Source organism: Saccharothrix sp. NBAS 001 (assembly GCF_056640475.1).
Window position 1 is genome coordinate 1,198,204 of record NZ_CM153251.1, and the last position, 18,932, is coordinate 1,217,135.

Below are 18,932 nucleotides of genomic sequence, written 5' to 3' on the forward strand. Positions count from 1 at the left end.
GACTAAAGATCAGCGTTCTCGCGCACTCGGCCGGCCGTGCGGCGGGCGGTCACGCGTCCGGCTCGGGCTTCCGCCTCCGGCCGCCGGTGCGGGCAGGCTGCTTGGCCGGCTCCTCGACGGGCTCCGCCGCCACGGGCTTGGCCTCGGTCTTCACCGGTTGGTCGGCGAGCAGGATGGCGGCCAGCTCGTCGTAGATCGGTGTGCTGCTCATGGGCGGTCACGTACCCCTTTCAAGCGAAAGCTACACGCGCCTGCGAACAGGGGAACGGCCAGGGTTGGCAACCGGATCAACGCTTGCCGGAATTCGCCGGCCCCGGATCGACCAGCGCGGAGGGTAATCGTTCCACAACGGACGGAGCACGTGCGGGACTGCCTCCGGTTTCCGCGTTGGCGTGTCGCGCGGAGGTCGACCGTCCGGGGTGGACGGGGTGTCGGCCGCGCGCCCGGCGGCGGGTGCCGGGGCGTGGTCGCGGCCCGGGGATCGCGGGGTCGGCGGGCGAGTACTTCTGTTGGCCTACAACGATGTGCGGGGTTGCGGAGCGTCGTGGCGGGGAATACCGGGAACGGTCCCTAACGTGCCCGCGGAGATCCACCGGCCGGTGTTAAGTTGGGGAAAGGTCCCGAGGCGGACCGGAGTGCGAAGGAGCCCAGGATGCCGACCGTGCGCCGACCCGCCGCGCAGACCCGTGAGCACGTGCTCGCGGTCGCGCACGACCTCTTCTACTGGAACGGCATCCGCGCGGTGGGGGTGGACCGGATCGCGGCCGAGGCCGAGATCGCGCCGACCACGCTCTACCGGCTGTTCGCCTCCAAGGACGACCTGGTGGCGGCCTACCTGGAGCGGGCCGACGGGCACCACCGGTCGTGGTTCCTGCGGGCGGCGGCCGACGACGGGCGCGACGTGCGGGAGCGGATCCTGGCGGTGTTCGACGAGCTGACCGCGCAGGTGCAGCCGGAGCGGTCGCGCGGGTGCCCGTTCCTGATGGCGCTAGCCGAGTTCCCCGACCCGGGGCTGCCCGCGCACCGCAACGCGGTCGCGACCAAGGCGTGGGTGCACGGCCAGTTCACCCGGTTGGCGCGGGAGCTGGCCCAGACCCGCGAGGTCGGCGACCCGGAGGCGCTGGGCGCCGGGCTCGCGCTGGTCATGGAGGGTGTGTACGCGACGGTCCAGGCGGCGGGGGTGGCCGGTCCGGCGCGGCGTTCCCGGGCGCTGGTGGAGTTGCTGGTCCCCGCCTGAGCCCCGGTCCGCGCGGTCTGCTTGGCTTCCCCGCCGGAGCTTTCCGGCCTGCGCCGTCGGGTGCGGTCGGCGCGCGGTGAGCCGGCCCACACGACACTTGTACTTCCGATAGATGGATGTCCTAGTAATCTGGGTGCAGTTCCGCGATGCCGAAGGAGCCGTCGTGTCTGCCGCTGCCCCGTTGCACACCCCCGCGCACCCGGTCCGCTTCGTCACGGCGGCCAGCCTGTTCGACGGCCACGACGCGGCGATCAACATCATGCGCCGCATCCTCCAGGCCCAGGGCGCGGAGGTCATCCACCTGGGTCACAACCGCTCGGTGCGCGAGGTCGTCGCCGCAGCCGTGCAGGAGGACGTCCAGGGCATCGCGATCAGCGCCTACCAGGGCGGGCACGTCGAGTACTTCAGCTACCTGGTCGAACTGCTCGCCGAGCGCGGCGCGGAGCACATCAAGGTGTTCGGCGGCGGTGGCGGCGTGATCGTGCCCGAGGAGATCGAGCTGCTGCACTCGCGCGGCGTGGCGCGGATCTTCTCGCCGGCCGACGGCCAGCAGCTCGGCCTCGCCCGGATGATCAACTCGATGATCGAGTCGTGCGACCACGACCTGGCCGCCGACGCCCCGACCTCGTGGGACGGCCTGTTCACCGGCTCGGACGACGTGCTCGCGCGGGCCATCACGCTGATCGAGGCCGGGCGACTGCCCGAGGCGCTCAAGACCCGGCTGGAGCAGGCCGCCCGGCCGGTGCCCGTGCTGGGCATCACCGGCACCGGCGGTTCGGGCAAGTCGTCGCTGACCGACGAGCTGGTCCGCCGCTTCCGGCTGGACCAGGAGGACAAGCTCCGGATCGCGGTGCTGGCCATCGACCCGACCCGGCGGCGCGGCGGCGGCGCGCTGCTGGGCGACCGCATCCGGATGAACTGCCTGGAGGGCGACCGGGTGTTCTTCCGGTCGCTGGCCACCCGGCGCGCGGGCAGCGAGGTGCCCGACGGCTTGTCCGACGCGATCCTGGCGTGCAAGGCCGCCGGGTTCGACCTCGTGGTGGTGGAGACGCCCGGCATCGGCCAGGGCGACGCGGCGATCGTGCCGTTCGTGGACCACTCGCTGTACGTGATGACGCCGGAGTTCGGCGCCGCGTCGCAGCTGGAGAAGATCGACATGCTCGACTTCGCCGACGCGGTGGCGATCAACAAGTTCGAGCGGCGGGGCGCGGAGGACGCGCGCCGGGACGTGGCCCGCCAGCTGGTGCGCAACCGCGAGGCGTTCGGCGTGTCGTGGGAGCAGATGCCGGTCTACGGCACGTCCGCGGCGACGTTCAACGACGACGGCGTGACGGCGCTCTACCAGCACCTGCGCGACGAACTCGTGCAACGCGGGCTGGAGGTGTCGCCGGGGGCGCTGCTGCCGGTGTCCGGCAAGGTCTCCACGGCCGCCTCGACGGTCGTGCCGGCGTCCAAGGCGCGGTACCTGGCGGAGATCGCGGAGACCGTGCGCGGCTACCACCGGGCGACCGAGACGCACGTGGACGCGGTGCGCCGGGCCGCGCACCTGCGGGCCGCGCGCGAGGAGCTGGCCGCCGCCGGGCACGACACCGGGCCGATCTCGGACCTGCTGGCCAAGGCCGAGAAGCACGTGGACGGGGTGTCCGCGGAGCTGCTGGAGGCGTGGCCGAAGGTGGTCGAGGACTACAGCGGCGACGAACTCGTGGTCCGGGTGCGGGACAAGGAGATCCACACCCAGCTGACCCGGGAGACGTTGTCCGGCAACAAGGTCCGCCGGGTGGCGCTGCCGCGCCACGACGACGACGGCACGCTGCTGCGGTTCCTGCGCAAGGAGAACCTGCCGGGGTACTTCCCGTACACGGCGGGGGTGTTCCCGTTCAAGCGCGACGGCGAGGACCCGGCCCGGATGTTCGCCGGCGAGGGTGACGCGTTCCGCACCAACCGGCGGTTCAAGTACCTGTCCAAGGGTTCGGAGGCGACCCGGCTGTCCACCGCGTTCGACTCGGTGACCCTCTACGGCCGCGACCCCGAGACCCCGCCGGACGTCTACGGCAAGATCGGCACGTCCGGGGTGTCCATCGCGACCCTGGACGACATGAAGGCGCTCTACGACGGCTTCGAGCTGACCGCGCCCACCACGTCGGTGTCGATGACCATCAACGGTCCCGCGCCGACCATCCTGGCGTTCTTCCTCAACACCGTGGTCGACCAGCGGGTCGACGCGTTCCGCGCGGCCGAGGGCCGCGAGCCCACGGCGGAGGAGCAGGCGCAGCTCAAGGCGTGGGCGCTGGCGAACGTGCGCGGCACGGTGCAGGCCGACATCCTCAAGGAGGACCAGGGCCAGAACACCTGCATCTTCTCCACCGAGTTCTCGCTGCGGATGATGGCCGACATCCAGGAGTGGTTCATCCAGCAGAAGGTCCGCAACTTCTACTCGGTGTCGATCTCCGGCTACCACATCGCCGAGGCCGGCGCGAACCCCATCAGCCAGCTCGCCTTCACCCTGGCCAACGGGTTCACCTACGTCGAGTCGTACCTGGCGCGGGGCATGGCCGTGGACGACTTCGCGCCCAACCTGTCGTTCTTCTTCTCCAACGGGATGGACGCCGAGTACAGCGTGATCGGCCGGGTGGCGCGGCGGATCTGGGCGGTGGCGATGCGGGAGCGCTACGGCGCGAACGACCGCTCGCAGAAGTTCAAGTACCACGTGCAGACCTCGGGCCGTTCGCTGCACGCGCAGGAGATGGACTTCAACGACATCCGCACCACGCTCCAGGCGTTGTGCGCGCTGTACGACAACTGCAACTCCCTGCACACCAACGCCTACGACGAGGCGATCACGACGCCGACCGAGTCGTCGGTGCGGCGGGCGATGGCCATCCAGCTCATCATCAACAAGGAGTGGGGCCTGTCGGCCAACGAGAACCCGTTGCAGGGTTCGTTCGTCATCGACGAGCTGACCGACCTGGTCGAGGAGGCCGTGCTGCTGGAGTTCGACCGGCTCTCCGAGCGCGGCGGCGTGCTGGGCGCGATGGAGACCGGCTACCAGCGCGGCCGGATCCAGGACGAGTCGATGCTCTACGAGCAGCGCAAGCACGACGGTTCGCTGCCGCTGATCGGCGTGAACACGTTCCTGCCGGACAACGGCGAGCGCGAGCACGTGACGATCGAGCTGGCGCGGGCGACCGAGGACGAGAAGCGCTCGCAGGTCGACCGGACGCGGGCGTTCGCCGCCGCGCACGCCGAGCAGGCCGAGCCCGCGCTGCGCCGGCTCAAGGAGGCCGCGCAGACCGGGGAGAACGTGTTCGCGGTGCTGATGGACGCGGCCCGGGTGTGCACGCTGGGCCAGGTGACCGAAGCGTTCTTCGAGGTGGGCGGGCAGTACCGGCGCAACGTGTGAGGCGGTGCCGGGCGGCCGGGCGGCGTGGATCTAGGATTCGCGCTGTCCGGCAACGCTGAACCGGTGCGGTGGGCCCGCGTCGAGGGCGACAGGAGCGCGGCGTGGCACGACCGGCCATGGTGTTGCGGCGGATCGCGGTGGGCGTCGTCCTGCTGGCGGTCCCGGTCGGCGGGATCTTCTTCCTGGCCAAGGGGTGCATGAGCTACCTGGCCTCGGAGGGGGCGACCGTGCAGGCGTACTTCCGGGCGATCGGCGCGGGGAAGCCGGCGCAGGCGTGCGCGCTGCTCGCCGAACCGGCGCGGATCAAGCTCATGGCCGAGCGGAAGGCCGACACCTGCGAACGGGCGGTCGGCGCGCTGTCCGACTCGCTGTCGGGGGAGCAGCGACGGGAGCTGGCCGGGTTCGAGATCTCGGTCAACCGCTCCGCGTGGGCCGACGACCGCAAGGAGCTGACCCTGTCCGGCGGGAACCCGCTGGGCATCGTGGACGTGGCGTTGGACGTGGCCGGCGACCGGGAACTCATCCTCGACTGGGGCCTGGACTCGGTCATGCTGGGGTGACCGTCACGGGTACGGCTCGTCAGGTTCGTCGGAGCGCCGGCAGGGGCGCGAGGTCGGAGTGGTCCCGCGCCTCGTCGAACGAGGCGTCCGCCGGTGGGTGGGTCCGGTAGCCGGACTCGGCGGCCGGACCGGGCAACTCGGAGTCCGCGGTCAGCGGTTCTGCCGGCCTCTCGGCGGCGGGCGTGAGCGAGGTGAACGTCTGGCGGAGCACGAGCGGGGTGGTCGGGTAGCGGAGGCTGTCGGTGGACGGTTCCGCGAAGTACCGGTGTTCCCTGGTCACCACCAACGGGAGCCAGGTGCTCGTCCGTCCGGTGGCTGAGGCCGGGCGATTACCGCCGTCGACCGGGAGCGCCAGAATAGCCGCGGGTCGCGCGTTCCGGATCGCAGTTCGCAGGAGGAGGGGCCGTGCTCGCCGTGCCGCGGTACGAACCCGATCCCGGACCCCGGGGGCTGGCCCGGCGGCTGGCCGCGCTGGCGACGGCGGGCGTGCCGGTGCGCTGCCCGGTCTGGTTGGGGTTGCGCGATCCCGGCCCCGGGTCGTCGCGGCTCGCCGACGTCACCCACGCCGTCGCCCGGCACTACGCGGACGGCACGGGCGACCTGCTGCCCCGCTTCAACACCAACCCTTACCCGGCCACCAGGGTGTTCGCGGCGGCCAGTCGCGGGCGGCTCGACGCGCTCGGGCCCGACATGGCGGCGTTCCCGGCCGACCTGGCCGCGCCGCTGTGGTGGCGGGTGCTGGACCGGGTGCGCGCCGGGCACGACCCGGTCGTGGCGGCGGACCTGCTGCTGCGGCTGGGCTACCAGCGGCACGCCGCGGACGTGCTCGGCATGACCGGGTTCGCCGGGTTCACGGCCGGGCGCGCGGTCAAGCAGCTGGCCGTGCTGTTCTGGTCACGGCCGTCGTCGGCCGAGGTGGAGGCGCTGGCGCTGGCCGGCGCGCGATCCGCGCTGCCCACCGACGAGCGGCACGCGCTGGCGCTGTTCGTGCTGGTCCGCAACGGTCGCCGGGGCGTGGACACGGCCGCGCTGCGCGAGGCCGCCGCGATCGTCGAGGCGACCGCGCCGGACGAGCCGCTGCCGCGGCAGGCGCACTACCGGGCGCTGGCGTTCGTGCCGTTCCTGCGCGGCGACGTCGCCGGCACCTGGGACCTGCTCGACCGGGCGCTGGACAGCCAGCGGTCGGCCCGCCCGGACACCGCGCTCGACCACCTCGCGTGGGACGACTACGCCTACCCGCTGCACGAGACCATCGCCCGGACCCACCTGAGGACCGGCCACCCCGCGCGGGCCGTGGACGCGACGGGGGAGCTGGTGGCGCTGAGCCCCGAGGACTCCCGCACGTGGGCGATCCGCGGCGACGCGCTGCTGGCCGCCGACCGCCCGGACGAGGCCGTGCACGCGTTCACCGCCGGGGTCGCGCTGGGCGGGCTGCCCGCCGCGCGGGCCGCGTTCTACCGGGGCTGGGTGCTGTCCCGGCTCGGCCGGCCGGGCGAGGCGCGCGACTCCTACCGGCTGTCGTGGCGGATCGACCCGACCGCGCCCGTCGTCGCCGAGGCCCTCGCCTGACCCGGCCGCGCCGTCGCGGGTCAGGCGTTGGCGCGGGCCGCGTTGCGCAGGGCGACGGCGGCCCGTTCGAGGGTGCCCAGCACGCCCGGCGGCAGTTCGTGGTGGCGGCCGACGACCTCCTGGATCATCACCTGCATCGGCGCGGACTCCTCCGCCTCGACCACCGCCAGCACCTTGAACGCGGTGCCCGGCGGGAACACCACCCGCTCCTGCACCAGGCTGCCGAACGAGTCGACCACGTTCACCTGACGCCCGGTCACCGACCACACCAGGAACTCGACCCGCCCGTCCACCGGCACCGTCGGCCCGGACACCGTGCTCAGCAGCCCGTGCTCCACCAGCAGGTCGCCGGTGCGGAACGCGCCCCCCTCGCCCCAGCACACCGTCACGCCCTGGTGCACCGGCAGCCGGCGCAGCCCGGACACGACCCCGGCCGCGTACGGCCACAGCCTGCCCAGCCGGCCCGAGCGCAGCGCTTCGACCATGACCTCCTCGTCCTGCTGGAGGCACGCCGACACCGCGGCCAGGTCGGTCACCACCGCCTCGAACGCCTCCGGGTCCTCGGGGCGCTCCTCGATGTGCCGGCACGCCACCGCCGCGTGCTCGCCGTAGCGCTCGCCGAGCATCCGGCGCAGCGCGTCGCGCTCCGGCTCGGTGCTGCGGTGCTCCGGCGGCACGACCTCCTCGCCCGCGAGTTCGCCCCACACCGGGGCGGGCGCGGGCGGCAGCGGGCCGTCGAGGCTTATCGGCACCGGGTCGCCGTCGGCGGTGGTGGTCGCGGGCGCGGTCTCGTCCTCGGCCACCGGCGGCCGGGGCAGCGGCGTCGGGTCGCAGAACACCACCTTGAGCAGCCGGCGCACCTCCGGCTCCAGGCGTTCCACCAGCGACGCGCCCGCCACGGCCACCGCGCCCGCGGTGGTCTTGCCGGGCGTGCCCACGGTCAGCCGGGCCCACTCCGGGTCCACCGGCAGCGCCCGGACCTCCGGGCCGTTGTCCTCCGCGTCGCGCACCCACAGACCGGACGGCACGACCTCCAGCACCACCCCGCCGCCCAGGTCGAACACCCCGGGCCCGCGCTCCACCAGGCCCGGCACCGGCACCCGGTAGCCGGACACCACCGGCCCGCCGCCCGGCGTGTACGCCACCTCGGTCACGTAAGGCCGCCACGTCTGCTGGCCGCGCGGGTTGACCGCCACGACCGCCGCGCCGTTGCGCAGCGAACCCACCGGCAGCCCGGTGTAGAGGGCGATCGGCTCGCCCACCTGGTCGGCCACCGCCTGCGCCTGGTGCTCGCCGCCGTACCAGACCAGCCGCACCCGCGACCGGGCCGCCGACGACAGGCCGCCCAGCAGCCGGCACACCTCGTCGGTCGGGATCGGCGGCTGCCCCGGACCGCCGACCACGACGGTCAGCGCGGTGTCCCGGCACGGCAGCCCCACGATCGGCCGGGCGTCCGGCGCGGCCGGGTCGAACGGCACCCGCTGCGCGCGCAGCCACAGCCCCGCCGGGATCGGCTCGGACACGCCCACGTCGCCGGTCGGCCACGGCGAGTTGGGGTCCACCGCCTCCCAGTGCGGCACCGGGAACCGGCGGCCCATCGGCATCGGCGACCCGCCGGGCACGAACCGCAGCCAGCAGCCGTACCCGCCGGTGCCCACCACGAACGCCGCGCCGGGCACGGTGGTCACCGCGCCGTCGGCCGCGACCACCTCCACGCCCAGCTGCTCGGCCAGCCACTGCGCGGGCGCGGTCGGCCGCATGGTGCCCGCGTGCGAGGTCATCAACCGGACCGGCCCGCGCCCCTGGAGCGCCGCCGCCACGGCCGGCCAGAACGCCGACTCGTCACCGGGCGGGAAGTCCACCACGACCACCGTGCGCCCGCGGTCCACCGGCAGGCTCCGGGCCAGGTTGCCGGCCGCCGAACCCGGTCCGGCCGGCGGCCCCACGACCAGGGCGGCCCCGGCGAAGGAGGCCGAGAACTGCGCCGGGGCGGGCGCGGGTTCCCGCTCGACCGGGGGCGGTTCGGGTGGTGGAGCTGCCACCACAGGCTCCTTCGGCACGGCTGCGGCACGTCGGAATATCACGGCGCCCGATCACCTCCATGCAGACTGCGCGGAACGCCCGCACTCTACGCGGAACAGGGGTGGGTACGGCCAGGCACGAACAACCCGACCTCGGGTTACGCCCGCCCCGTGTGTCCGCCGCCACCCCGAGGCGCCCGCCGCCCCCCGCGCCGGACGGCTGCCCGGCCGGCCCGGCCCGGCGCTCCCCGGACGCACCGGCCCGCGGTTCCCCGGACGCACCGGCCCGCGACCCGCCGCCACGCCCCCGAGCCCGCCCGTTGCTCCTAAAGCGACCGTCCGGAGTCCGCCGCCGCCCCCGACCGGACCACCGCGCCCACCGGTCTTGTCCACAGTGGACGATCAGGCCCGGCGACCCGCCCGCAGCGAAGTCCCGACGAGCCAACCGAACGCCACGTGGTCGGCCCACTGCGGCCCGCGCGGCAACGCGCGCACCGCCGGGAACCACCGCCCGACCACCGCCAGGTCCAGCACCGCGATCGCCGCACCCGCCGCCGCGCCGCCCACCGCGCCCAGCGGCCGGTGCCGGTCGACGGCCGCCAGGACACCGGTCCAGACCGCCGACACGCCCACGTGGGCCAGAACACCCCGAACCACTCCGGGCGCGCCAAGGAGGGTGCCGGCGGCCCTGGTCGCCGCCAACGCGTCACGGCCGGTCAACAGCGCGTGTACGGTCGAGGGCGCGCCGCCGAGCACGGCTGCGCGAAACCAGGTCCGCACCAGTCCCACGATGCGATTCTCCGTCGTCTGGTCGGCGAATTGTCGGACCCGGAAGTTACCCTGCTCTACCGTGAACCGCTCGACGCACGCCAAGACCTGGGGAGAACGACCCGGTGACCGCTGAGATCCTTTACGGGGCCGACGACCTGACGCACCTGGAAGGTCTGGAAGCGGTTCGCAAGCGCCCCGGCATGTACATCGGCTCCACCGACAGCCGGGGGATCAACCACCTGTTCAGCGAGGTGGTGGACAACTCGACCGACGAGGGCGTGGCCGGGCACGCCACCAAGATCGTGGTCACCCTGCACGCCGACGGCAGCGTCCAGGTGGACGACGACGGCCGCGGCATCCCGACCGGCACGCACGCCAAGTCCGGGCTCTCCGGCGTCGAACTCGTGCTGACCCGGCTGCACGCGGGCGGCAAGTTCGGCGGCTCCGGCTACAAGACCTCCGGCGGTCTGCACGGTGTCGGCGCGTCCGCGGTCAACGCGCTCTCGCACCGCTACGACGTGACGGTGATGCGCGAGGGCAAGAAGCACGAGATGTCGTTCGCGCACGGCGTGCCCGGCACCTTCGACGGCCCCGGCCCGAAGGCCGCGTTCACCCGCGAGTCCGGGCTGCGCGTCACCGGCCGCACCAAGCGCACCGGCACCTCCACCCGCTACTGGTACGACGCCCGCTACTTCGAGAACGGCGCCAAGCTCGACGTCGAGGTGGTCCGCGCCAAGCTGCGCAACACCGCGTTCCTGGTGCCCGGCGTGACCTACGTGCTGCGCGACGCCACCGAGGGCGCGATCGCCGACGAGACGTTCCACTACCCCGGCGGCCTGTCGGACATGGTCGACTTCCTCGCCCCGGCCAGCGACAAGCCGGTGTCCGGCACGCTGCTGATCAACGGCACCGGCGTCTACCACGAGAACGCGGCCGACGAGAACGGCGTGATGCGCTCCAAGGTCGAGCGCCAGGCCGAGGTCGAGATCGCGCTGCGCTGGGGCACCGGCTACGAGCGCACCGTGGAGTGCTTCACCAACACGATCCGCAACGTGCACGGCGGCACCCACCGCCGCGGCTTCGAACGGGCCGTGCTCAAGGCCGTGCAGGAGGCCATCGCCAAGACCCGCGGCCTGCTCAAGCCCAAGGAGGACCCGCCCACCCTGGAGGACGTGCTGGAGGGCATGACCGCGGTGGTGCACGTCCGGATCCCGGAACCGCAGTTCACCTCCCAGACCAAGGACGAGCTGTCCACGGCCGGCATCACCAAGGTCGCGCTCGCGGTGGTCGAGAAGCACATCAAGGCGTGGACCGAGGACCGCCGCAGCAAGTCCGAGGCGAAGATCGTCCTGCAGAAGGTCGTGGACGCCTCCCGCGTCCGGCTGACCCAGAAGCAGCAGAAGGACGCGGCCCGCCGCAAGACCGCCCTCGAAGGCGCGGCCATGCCGCCGAAACTCGTCGACTGCCGCACCACGGGCGTGGCCCGCAGCGAGCTGTTCCTCGTGGAGGGCGACAGCGCCCTCGGCTCGGCGCGAATGGCGCGGGTCTCGGAGTACCAGGCGCTGCTGCCGCTGCGCGGCAAGATCCTCAACGTGCAGAAGGCCAGCCTCGCCGACACCCTGCGCAACGCGGAGATCGCGTCCATCGTGCAGGTGCTCGGCGCGGGCACCGGCCGGACGTTCGACCTGACCACCATGCGTTACGGCCGGGTGATCCTGATGGCCGACGCGGACGTCGACGGGTCGCACATCCGGACCCTGCTGATCACGTTGTTCGCCAAGTACATGCGGCCGGTGATCGAGGACGGCCGGCTCTACGCGGCGATGCCGCCGTTGCACAAGGTGGTCACCAGGGGGCGCAACCCGGAGACCCACTTCACCTTCACCCAGCGGGAGATGGAGCAGACCGTCGCCCGGCTGGAGAAGGCGGGCAAGGCGATCGTCAAGCCGGTGCCCCGGTTCAAGGGGTTGGGCGAGATGGACGCCGAGGAGCTGTGGGAGACCACGATGAACCCGGCGACCCGTTCCGTCCGGCGCATCACCATGCACGACGCGGAGGCCGCGGAAGCCGCGTTGGAGCTGCTGATGGGCGAGAAGGTGGAGCCGCGCCGGGCGTGGCTCGTCGAGTCGGCCGCCCGGGTCGACCAGTCCGCGATCGACGTCTGAACGCAGGAGAAACTCCAGTGGCACGCCGCAAGACCCCCACCACCAGGGTCGACCCGTCCGCCTTCGACCGCGCGGGCGCGCAGGTGTTCGACAACTCGCTGACCACCGAGATCGAGGACTCCTACCTGGAGTACGCGTACTCGGTGATCCACTCGCGGGCGCTGCCGGACGCGCGGGACGGCCTCAAGCCGGTGCACCGCCGGATCCTGTTCTCGATGAACGAGCAGGGCCACCGGCCGAACAGCCCGTACGTCAAGTCCTCCCGCGTGGTCGGCGACTGCTTCGTGCGCGGCGCGCTGGTGTCCACGCCGGAGGGCCTGCGCCCGATCGAGGAGATCGAGGTCGGCGACCGGGTGCTCGACGGCGCGGGCCGCCCGGTCGAGGTGGTCGAGGCGTACCGGAACCCGGTGTCCGAGCTGGTCCGGGTGACCTGGGCGAACGGCGACACCTCCCGGGTGACGCCCGGCCAGCGCTTCCGCACCGGCCCGGACGAGTGGACCGACGCCCGCGACCTGGCGGGCCGGCACACCCTGGCCTACGGCGCGGACCGGCACGCGGCCCTGGTCGCCGACGGCGGCGACGTGGAGGCGTACGTGCTGGGCCTGGTCGCGGCGGCGGGTGTGGTCGAGGCCGGCCGGGTGCGGCTGACCTCGACCGACGCCGGGCCGCTGGACATCGCGCACGGCTGGGCGATCGAGCGGGCCGTGACGGTGTCGCGCGACAAGTACGAGGGCGAGGACGGCGTGGACCACCACGTGCTCACGTTCGCCCCGGACGCCGCGCTGGCCGCCGCCACCACCCGCACGCCGGTGTCCGTGCTGTCCGCGCGCGCCCGCTGGACGCCGTTCCTGGCGGGCCTGTTCGACGCCGCCGGGCACGTGCACGACGGCCGGGAGATCGGGTTCGCCGACCTGGGTGACCAGGTGTACGCGGTGCTCGCGGACGCGGGCCTGCGGGCCGAGCGCGCGGCCGACGGGCTGTGGGTCGCGGGCCGGCACGCGTCGGCGCTGGCCGCGGCGCTGCTGCGCTGGACGAAGACCCGGCACGAGCAGTTGGTGGAGGTGATCCGCAACGCCCGCGCCGACGACCCGGCCGAGCCGATGACCCGCTGCGCGGTGGTGTCGGTGGAGCCGGTCGAGCCGGCGGAGACCTTCGACATCCAGGTCGACACCGCCGAGCACGCGTTCGTCGTGGCCGGCCAGGTCGTGCACAACTGCATGGGCAAGTACCACCCGCACGGCGACACCGCGATCTACGACGCGATGGTCCGGCTGGCCCAGGACTTCTCGCTCAACGCCCCGCTGGTCGACGGGCACGGCAACTTCGGTTCCCCGGACGACGGTCCGGCCGCGAGCCGCTACACCGAGGCGCGGATGTCGCCGGCGGCGATGCTGCTGGTGGGCGAGCTGGACGAGGACACCGTCGACTTCCGGCCGAACTATGACGGGTCGTTGCGGGAGCCGTCGGTGCTGCCCGCGTCGTTCCCGAACCTGCTGGTCAACGGGACGTCGGGGATCGCGGTCGGGATGGCGACGAACATGATCCCGCACAACCTCGGCGAGGTGGTGGCGGCGGCGCGGTGGCTGGTGACGCACCCGGACGCGTCGTTGGACAAGCTGATGGAGTTCATCCCCGGCCCCGACCTGCCGACCGGCGGGGTGCTGCTCGGCCTGGACGAGGTGCGCAAGGCGTACGAGACCGGGCGCGGCGTGGTGCGGATGCGGGCCAAGGTGGAGACCGGGCTGCTGGAGGGCAGCCGGGGGCGGCAGGCGATCACGATCACCGAGCTGCCCTACGGCGTCGGGCCCGAGAAGATCATCGAGAAGATCACCGACGAGGTGACCAAGTCCAAGCGGCTGACCGGCATCTCCGACGTCAAGGACCTGACCGACCGGGAGAACGGCATCCGGGTGGTCATCGAGTGCAAGGTGGGGGTCAACCCGCAGGCGCTGCTGGCCGACCTGTACCGGCTGACGCCGATGGAGCAGTCCTTCGGCATCAACAACCTGGTGCTGGTGGGCGGTCAGCCGCAGACGCTGGGCCTCAAGCCGCTGCTTGAGGTGTTCCTGGCGCACCGGTACGAGGTGGTCACCCGCCGCACGCGCTACCGGCGGCGCAAGCGCGAGGACCGGCTGCACCTGGTCGAGGGCCTGCTCAAGGCGCTGCTCGACATCGACAAGGTGATCAAGCTGATCCGGGGCAGCGAGAACGCCCAGGCCGCGAAGGAGGGCCTGATGAAGTCGTTCAAGCTCTCCGAGGTGCAGGCCACCTACATCCTGGACACGCCGCTGCGCCGGTTGACCCGGTACGACTCGATCGAGCTGGAGGCCGAGCAGGCGCGGCTGCGCGACGAGATCGCCGAGCTGTCGAAGATCCTCGACGACGAGCGCGAGCTGAAGAAGGTCGTGTCCGCCGAGTTGGCGAAGGTGGCCAAGGACCTCCAGCAGGAGCGGCGCACGGTGTTGCTGGACGGCGACCTCAAGGAGGTGCTGGCCGCGTCGAAGCCGGCCGGGCCGCTGGAGGTGGCCGACGACCCGTGCCAGGTGGTGCTGTCGGCGACCGGGCTGGTGGCGCGCACGGCGGCGGAGTCGGAGGAGGCTTCGGAGGCGCGGCGGCGCAACGGCCGGGTCAAGCACGACGCGGTGGCGGCGACCGTGCACACGACGGCGCGCGGCCAGGTGCTGCTGGTGACCAGCCGGGGGCGGGCGTTCAAGACCGACGTGCTGCCGCTGCCGGTGCTGCCGGAGCAGAGCGGGACGGTGTCGCTCAGCGGCGGCATGGCGGCCAGTGAGCTGGTCGACCTGGACAAGGGCGAGCGGGTGATCGGCATCGCGCCGCTGTCGGACACCGGGTCGCCGGGTCTGGCGCTGGGCACGCGGCTGGGCGTGGTGAAGGTGTGCGCGCCGGAGTGGCCGGTCCGGTCGGACGAGTTCGAGGTGATCACCCTCAAGGAGGGCGACGAGGTGGTCGGCGCGACCTGGCTGCGCGATGCCTCGGACACGTTGGTGTTCGTGTCGTCGGAGGCGTCGCTGTTGCGCTACGACGCGTCGCTGGTCCGGCCGCAGGGGCTCAAGGGCGGCGGCATGGCGGGGATCAACCTGACCGGTGACGCGCGCGCGGTGTTCTTCGGCGCGGTGCGCACCGACGACGACGAGCACGGCGAGCCGATGGTGGTGACGTCGACCGGGCAGAGCGTGAAGGTGACGCCGTTCGCGGAGTACCCGGCGAAGGGCCGGGCGACCGGCGGGGTGCGCTCGCACCGGTTCCTGAAGGGCGAGAGCGGGTTGGTGCTGGCGTGGGTCGGGCCCCGGCCGGCGGGTGCGGCGGACAACGGGTCGCCGGTGGAGCTGCCGGCGGTGGACGTGCGCCGGGACGGGTCGGGCCACGCCCACCCGGGTCCGGACGTGGTGGGGCACCTGGTCGAGCGGGGCTGAGCCCCGAGGTCGTGCCGAACGCCCTTCTCCCCGGTGGGAGGAGGGCGTTCGTCGTGTCCACCGGATGGCGGTGCGTGATCGCCCGATCTGGGCTTGATAACGACTCTCATATTCAGTAAGTATGGCACCCTCACCCGCACGAGTGAAGGGCGCCCATGATCACCGCAGGATTGGCTTCGGTCACCTTCCGGGACAGACCGGTCGACCACGTCGTCTGCCTCGCCGCCGACGCCGGGTTGGGGGTGGTCGAGTGGGGCGGCGACGTCCACGTCCCGCCCGGCGACCTGACCGGCGCGGCCCGCGCCGCCCGGCTGTGCCGGGCGAACGGGCTGGCCGTCGGCACCTACGGCTCCTACCACAAGCCCGGCCACAGCGACCCGGCCGACTTCGCGCCCGTCCTGGATGCCGCCGAGGCGCTGGGCGCGCCGCGCGTGCGGGTCTGGGCCGGGGTGAAGGCGTCGGCCGACGTGGCGCCCGCCGAGCGCTCGGCGATCGTCGACGACCTGCGCCGCTGCGTCGACCTGGCCGCCGCGCGCGGCCTCGCGGTCACCGCCGAGCACCACGTGGACTCGCTCACCGACGAACTCGGCTCGGCCGTGCGGCTGCTGGAGGAGGTCGACCTGGTCGCGCACTGGCAGCCGCGCGAGTCGCCGGACGTCGCCGAGTGCCTGACCGAGGTCGCCGCGCTGCTGCCCCGGCTGGCGACCGTGCACGCGTTCTCGTGGGGCCCGGACGGGTACACCGAACGCCTGCCGCTGGCCGCCCGCGAAGACCTGTGGCGGCCCCTGCTCGCTGTACTGGCCGGAGACGGGCAGGCCGGGGACGGGCAGAGGGAAGGGCGCGACCACGAGGTGCTGCTGGAGTTCGTGCCCGACGACTCGGACCGGGCGTTCCACCGCGACGCCGCCACCCTGCTGTCCTGGCTGGAGGCCACCCGATGACCAAGCTCGTCCCCGCCGTCCTCGTCCCGGCAGTCCTCGCGGCCGTCGCGGCGCTCTCCGCGTGCTCGGCGGCCCCCGCCGCCGAGCAGGCCCCGAAGGCCACCGAGGTCGTGCGCACCGCCGCGCCGTTGCAGAACGCGCTGAGCGTCACCGACCCGCACGGGCAGCAGGTCTCGTTGACCAAGCCCGCCGAGCGGATCGTCTGCCTCAACGGCCTGTGCGACGACCTCGCCGCCGACCTCGGCCTGACCCCGGTCGGCACCAGCAACCCGGTGCTGATCAGCCACCCCGCGCTGCTCGGCGACGCCGGGAAGGCCGTGCCGGTCGTGCCCGGCACGTTCGGCGGCGAGGACGTCGAGGCCATCGCCGGGTTCAAGCCGGACCTGGTGATCGGCCTGCCCGGCGTGCACGACGCGCTGCGGCCCGCCATCGAGAAGTTCGCCCCGCTGTGGACGGCCGACCCCGCCACGTGGGAGGAGTCCGTCGGCTACCTGCGCGCGCTGGGGTCGCTGACCGGCCGCGCCGACCGGGCCGTGGCGGCGGAGGAGGCGTTCCGGGGCAAGCTCGCCGACGCCGTCGCCCGCACCCACGGCAACGCCCAGGCGGCGAAGAAGGTGCTGCTGATGTACGGCAGCGTCGACTCGATCGGCGTCGACACCTCGGCCTCGCTCAAGGGCCACCTGCTCGGGCAGCTGTTCGACTACCCGTTCCCGGCCAAGGGGACCGACGTCGACACCGCGAGCAACTACAGCGTCGAGGAGTTGCTGGCCAAGCAGCCCGACGTGGTGTTCGTGTACTCGCTGCTGTTCTCCTCCGACGACAAGACGCTGAGCAGCCAACTGGCCGACAACCCGGTGTGGCAGCAGATCCCGGCGGTGCGGCAGCAGCGGGTGTTCGAGATGCACGCCAAGCTGTGGGGGTCCGGGCGCGGGTTGCGCAGCCTCGCCGCCGTGGTGGGGGAAGCGCTGGCGAAGGTGCCCGCTTGAGGCTGGTCGCGGCCGTCGCCGTGGTCGCCGTCCTCGGCTCGCTGATGCTCGGGCAGCCGGTCGTGCTGTTCACCGGCACCGAACTGGAGCACGTCGTGGTCTGGCAGTTGCGCGCGCCCCGGCTGTTACTCGGCGCGGTCGCCGGGGCGTGCCTGGGGACCGCCGGTCTGCTGTTGCAGGAGTCGCTGCGCAACCCGCTGGCCGTGCCGGAACTGCTGGGCGTGTCCAGCGGCGCGGCGGCGGCCGTGGGGACCAGTGTCGCGTTCGGGATCGCGCTGCCGTTCGCGCCGCTCACCCCGGCGCTGATCGGCGCGGCCGTCGGCGGCGGGCTGACGTTGCTGGCGGTGCGCGGCGCGACGGGTCCGGCGGCGGTGCTGCTGATCGGGGCCGCGGTCGGGTCGGCGTGCCAGGCGGTGATGCTGGCCGCCACCGCGATGACCGACTCGCGGGAGCAGGGCGTGCTGGTGCGCTACCTGCTCGGCTCGTTGACCGGTACCACGTGGCGCACGCTCGGGCCGGTCGCGATCGGGCTGGCGCTGGCGGTGCCGGCGGTGCTCGCCGTGCTGCCCCGGGTGCGCGTGCTGCGGTTGGGCGACGACGAGGCGATGTCGGCGGGGCTGCGTCCCGGACGGGTCCGGATGGCCGTGCTCGGGGTGGCGTCGCTGCTGGTCGCGGTGGTGGTGGGGCCGGCCGGACCGGTGGCCTGGGTGGGGTTCTTCGCGCCCCGCCTGGCCGCCCGGCTCGGTCGGCCCTCGCTCGCCGTGACGGCGTCGCTCGGCGCGCTCGTCGTGGTCGTCGCCGACCTGGTCGCCCGGACCGCGCTCCACCCGGTGGAGCTGCCGGTCGGCGGGTTGACCGCGCTCGCCGCCGTCGCGGTCGGGCTGCTGGTGCGGAGGCGCGCGTGACCCGGACCGGTGTGCGACTGGGCGGGCTGCTCGCCGTGGTGGTGCTGTGCGCGCTGGCCCAGATCAGCGTGGGGTCGACCGGGGCGACGCTCGGCGCGCTGTTCGGCGACGACGGGCACGCGCGGATGGTCGTGCTGGAGCTGCGGGCACCCCGGGTGCTGGTGGGGCTGTGCGCGGGCGCGTGCCTGGGAGTCGCCGGGACGATCCTGCAATCCGCGATCCGCAACCAGCTGGCCTCGCCGGAGATCACCGGCGTCGGCTCGGGCGCGGTGCTCGGCGCGGTGCTGGCCACCGTGGTCGGCGCGGCCCAGCCGCTGCCGCTGGCCGCCGCCGCGCTGGTCGGCGGGGTGGTCGGCGGCGGCGTGCTCTGGGTGCTGGCCGGGCGGTCGGGCGACGTCGCGGTGCGCGGCGTGGTCGTGTCCGCAGTGCTGGTCGGTGCGACGCTCGTGCTGCTGACCGCGCGGCCCCAATTGGCGGGCGCGGTGTCGCGGTGGCTGCTCGGTTCGCTGGTCGGCCGCACGTGGGAGCACCTCGCGCCGCTGTGGCCGGTGCTGCTGGTGGTCGTGGTGGCCGCGACGCTGCTCGGCGGCGTGCTCGACGTGCTCGCGGTGGACGACGACCACGCGCACGCGGTCGGCCTCGCGGTCGTGCCGTGGCGCAACGCGGTCCTGCTGCTGGCGGCGCTGGCCACGTCGGCGGCCGTGGCGGCGATGGGCGCGACGGCGTTCGTCGGCCTGCTCGCGCCGCACCTGGCCCGCCGGCTGGTCGGCGCGGCGCACCGCGACGCGGTCCCCGCCGCCGCGCTGACCGGTGCGGCGGCGGTGGCGGCGGCGGACACCGCGGGGCAGTTGGCGCACGTGCCCGCAGGGGCGATCACGGCGTTGCTCGGCGCGGGCGTGCTGATCGTGGTGGCACGCAGAACGGGAGGGATCGGGTGACACCA

At 73.5% G+C, this 18,932-nt stretch carries 14 protein-coding genes; 10 read left to right on the plus strand and 4 right to left on the minus strand.

The window, feature by feature from the left end:
• Window positions 1-49: 49 nt before the first annotated feature.
• The gene (locus AC0HI0_RS05270; RefSeq protein WP_480931102.1) at window positions 50-211 is read right to left on the minus strand and encodes a hypothetical protein; all 162 of its coding nucleotides are present in this window, start codon (window positions 209-211) and stop codon (window positions 50-52) included.
• A gap of 441 nt (window positions 212-652) precedes the next feature.
• Between AC0HI0_RS05270 and AC0HI0_RS05275 the strand changes: the two genes are divergently transcribed.
• The 3 genes from AC0HI0_RS05275 to AC0HI0_RS05285 all read left to right on the plus strand — a co-directional run bounded on the left by AC0HI0_RS05275 (window position 653) and on the right by AC0HI0_RS05285 (window position 5,197).
• Window positions 653-1,237, plus strand: coding sequence for a TetR/AcrR family transcriptional regulator (locus AC0HI0_RS05275; protein WP_480931103.1), 585 nt, complete (start codon window positions 653-655; stop codon window positions 1,235-1,237).
• A gap of 163 nt (window positions 1,238-1,400) precedes the next feature.
• A complete protein-coding gene (icmF, locus tag AC0HI0_RS05280; RefSeq protein WP_480931104.1) occupies window positions 1,401-4,637 on the plus strand; it encodes a fused isobutyryl-CoA mutase/GTPase IcmF in 3,237 nt (1,078 codons plus the stop codon).
• Window positions 4,638-4,738: 101 nt separating this feature from the next.
• Window positions 4,739-5,197 (plus strand): hypothetical protein, encoded by a 459-nt coding sequence (locus AC0HI0_RS05285; RefSeq protein ID WP_480931105.1) that lies wholly within the window; start codon window positions 4,739-4,741, stop codon window positions 5,195-5,197.
• 19 nt (window positions 5,198-5,216) lie between these two features.
• Here AC0HI0_RS05285 and AC0HI0_RS05290 read toward each other — a convergent pair whose 3' ends face one another.
• Window positions 5,217-5,477, minus strand: a complete 261-nt coding sequence (locus tag AC0HI0_RS05290) for a hypothetical protein (RefSeq protein ID WP_480931106.1) — start codon at window positions 5,475-5,477, stop codon at window positions 5,217-5,219.
• Window positions 5,478-5,602: 125 nt separating this feature from the next.
• Between AC0HI0_RS05290 and AC0HI0_RS05295 the strand changes: the two genes are divergently transcribed.
• Window positions 5,603-6,766 carry a tetratricopeptide repeat protein gene (locus AC0HI0_RS05295; protein WP_480931107.1) on the plus strand — a complete coding sequence of 388 codons (1,164 nt, stop codon included), beginning with the start codon at window positions 5,603-5,605 and terminating at the stop codon, window positions 6,764-6,766.
• A gap of 20 nt (window positions 6,767-6,786) precedes the next feature.
• On the opposite strand, the gene AC0HI0_RS05300 is transcribed toward AC0HI0_RS05295, so the two are convergent.
• Together AC0HI0_RS05300 and AC0HI0_RS05305 are read right to left on the minus strand one after the other, a co-directional pair.
• Window positions 6,787-8,808, minus strand: coding sequence for a hypothetical protein (locus AC0HI0_RS05300; protein WP_480931108.1), 2,022 nt, complete (start codon window positions 8,806-8,808; stop codon window positions 6,787-6,789).
• Between the two features lie 381 nt (window positions 8,809-9,189).
• Complete coding sequence (locus AC0HI0_RS05305) at window positions 9,190-9,567, minus strand: hypothetical protein (protein WP_480931109.1); 378 nt, start codon at window positions 9,565-9,567, stop codon at window positions 9,190-9,192.
• Between the two features lie 113 nt (window positions 9,568-9,680).
• Here AC0HI0_RS05305 and AC0HI0_RS05310 point away from each other — a divergent pair, with 113 nt between their 5' ends.
• The 6 genes from AC0HI0_RS05310 (at window position 9,681) to AC0HI0_RS05335 (ending at window position 18,927) form a co-directional block, all read left to right on the plus strand.
• On the plus strand, window positions 9,681-11,723 hold the full coding sequence (locus tag AC0HI0_RS05310) for a DNA gyrase/topoisomerase IV subunit B (protein ID WP_480931110.1): 2,043 nt from the start codon (window positions 9,681-9,683) through the stop codon (window positions 11,721-11,723).
• Between the two features lie 17 nt (window positions 11,724-11,740).
• Complete coding sequence (locus AC0HI0_RS05315) at window positions 11,741-15,157, plus strand: DNA topoisomerase (ATP-hydrolyzing) (protein WP_480931111.1); 3,417 nt, start codon at window positions 11,741-11,743, stop codon at window positions 15,155-15,157.
• A 155-nt stretch (window positions 15,158-15,312) separates the two neighbouring features.
• Window positions 15,313-16,098, plus strand: coding sequence for a sugar phosphate isomerase/epimerase family protein (locus tag AC0HI0_RS05320; RefSeq protein ID WP_480931112.1), 786 nt, complete (start codon window positions 15,313-15,315; stop codon window positions 16,096-16,098).
• Window positions 16,095-17,084, plus strand: coding sequence for an ABC transporter substrate-binding protein (locus tag AC0HI0_RS05325; RefSeq protein WP_480931113.1), 990 nt, complete (start codon window positions 16,095-16,097; stop codon window positions 17,082-17,084). The genes AC0HI0_RS05320 and AC0HI0_RS05325 overlap by 4 nt, the downstream gene beginning before the upstream one ends.
• Window positions 17,081-17,989, plus strand: a complete 909-nt coding sequence (locus AC0HI0_RS05330; protein WP_480931114.1) for a FecCD family ABC transporter permease — start codon at window positions 17,081-17,083, stop codon at window positions 17,987-17,989. The genes AC0HI0_RS05325 and AC0HI0_RS05330 overlap by 4 nt, the downstream gene beginning before the upstream one ends.
• Entirely contained in the window at window positions 17,986-18,927 is a 942-nt protein-coding gene (locus tag AC0HI0_RS05335) for a FecCD family ABC transporter permease (RefSeq protein ID WP_480931115.1), read from the plus strand. The genes AC0HI0_RS05330 and AC0HI0_RS05335 overlap by 4 nt, the downstream gene beginning before the upstream one ends.
• Window positions 18,928-18,932 lie beyond the last annotated feature (5 nt).

Coding starts and splice junctions, on each gene's coding strand:
- AC0HI0_RS05270 (WP_480931102.1), bottom strand. CDS start 211: ATGAGCAGCACACCGATCTACGACGAGCTGGCCGCCATCCTGCTCGCC.
- AC0HI0_RS05275 (WP_480931103.1), top strand. CDS start 653: ATGCCGACCGTGCGCCGACCCGCCGCGCAGACCCGTGAGCACGTGCTC.
- AC0HI0_RS05320 (WP_480931112.1), top strand. CDS start 15,313: ATGATCACCGCAGGATTGGCTTCGGTCACCTTCCGGGACAGACCGGTC.
- AC0HI0_RS05325 (WP_480931113.1), top strand. CDS start 16,095: ATGACCAAGCTCGTCCCCGCCGTCCTCGTCCCGGCAGTCCTCGCGGCC.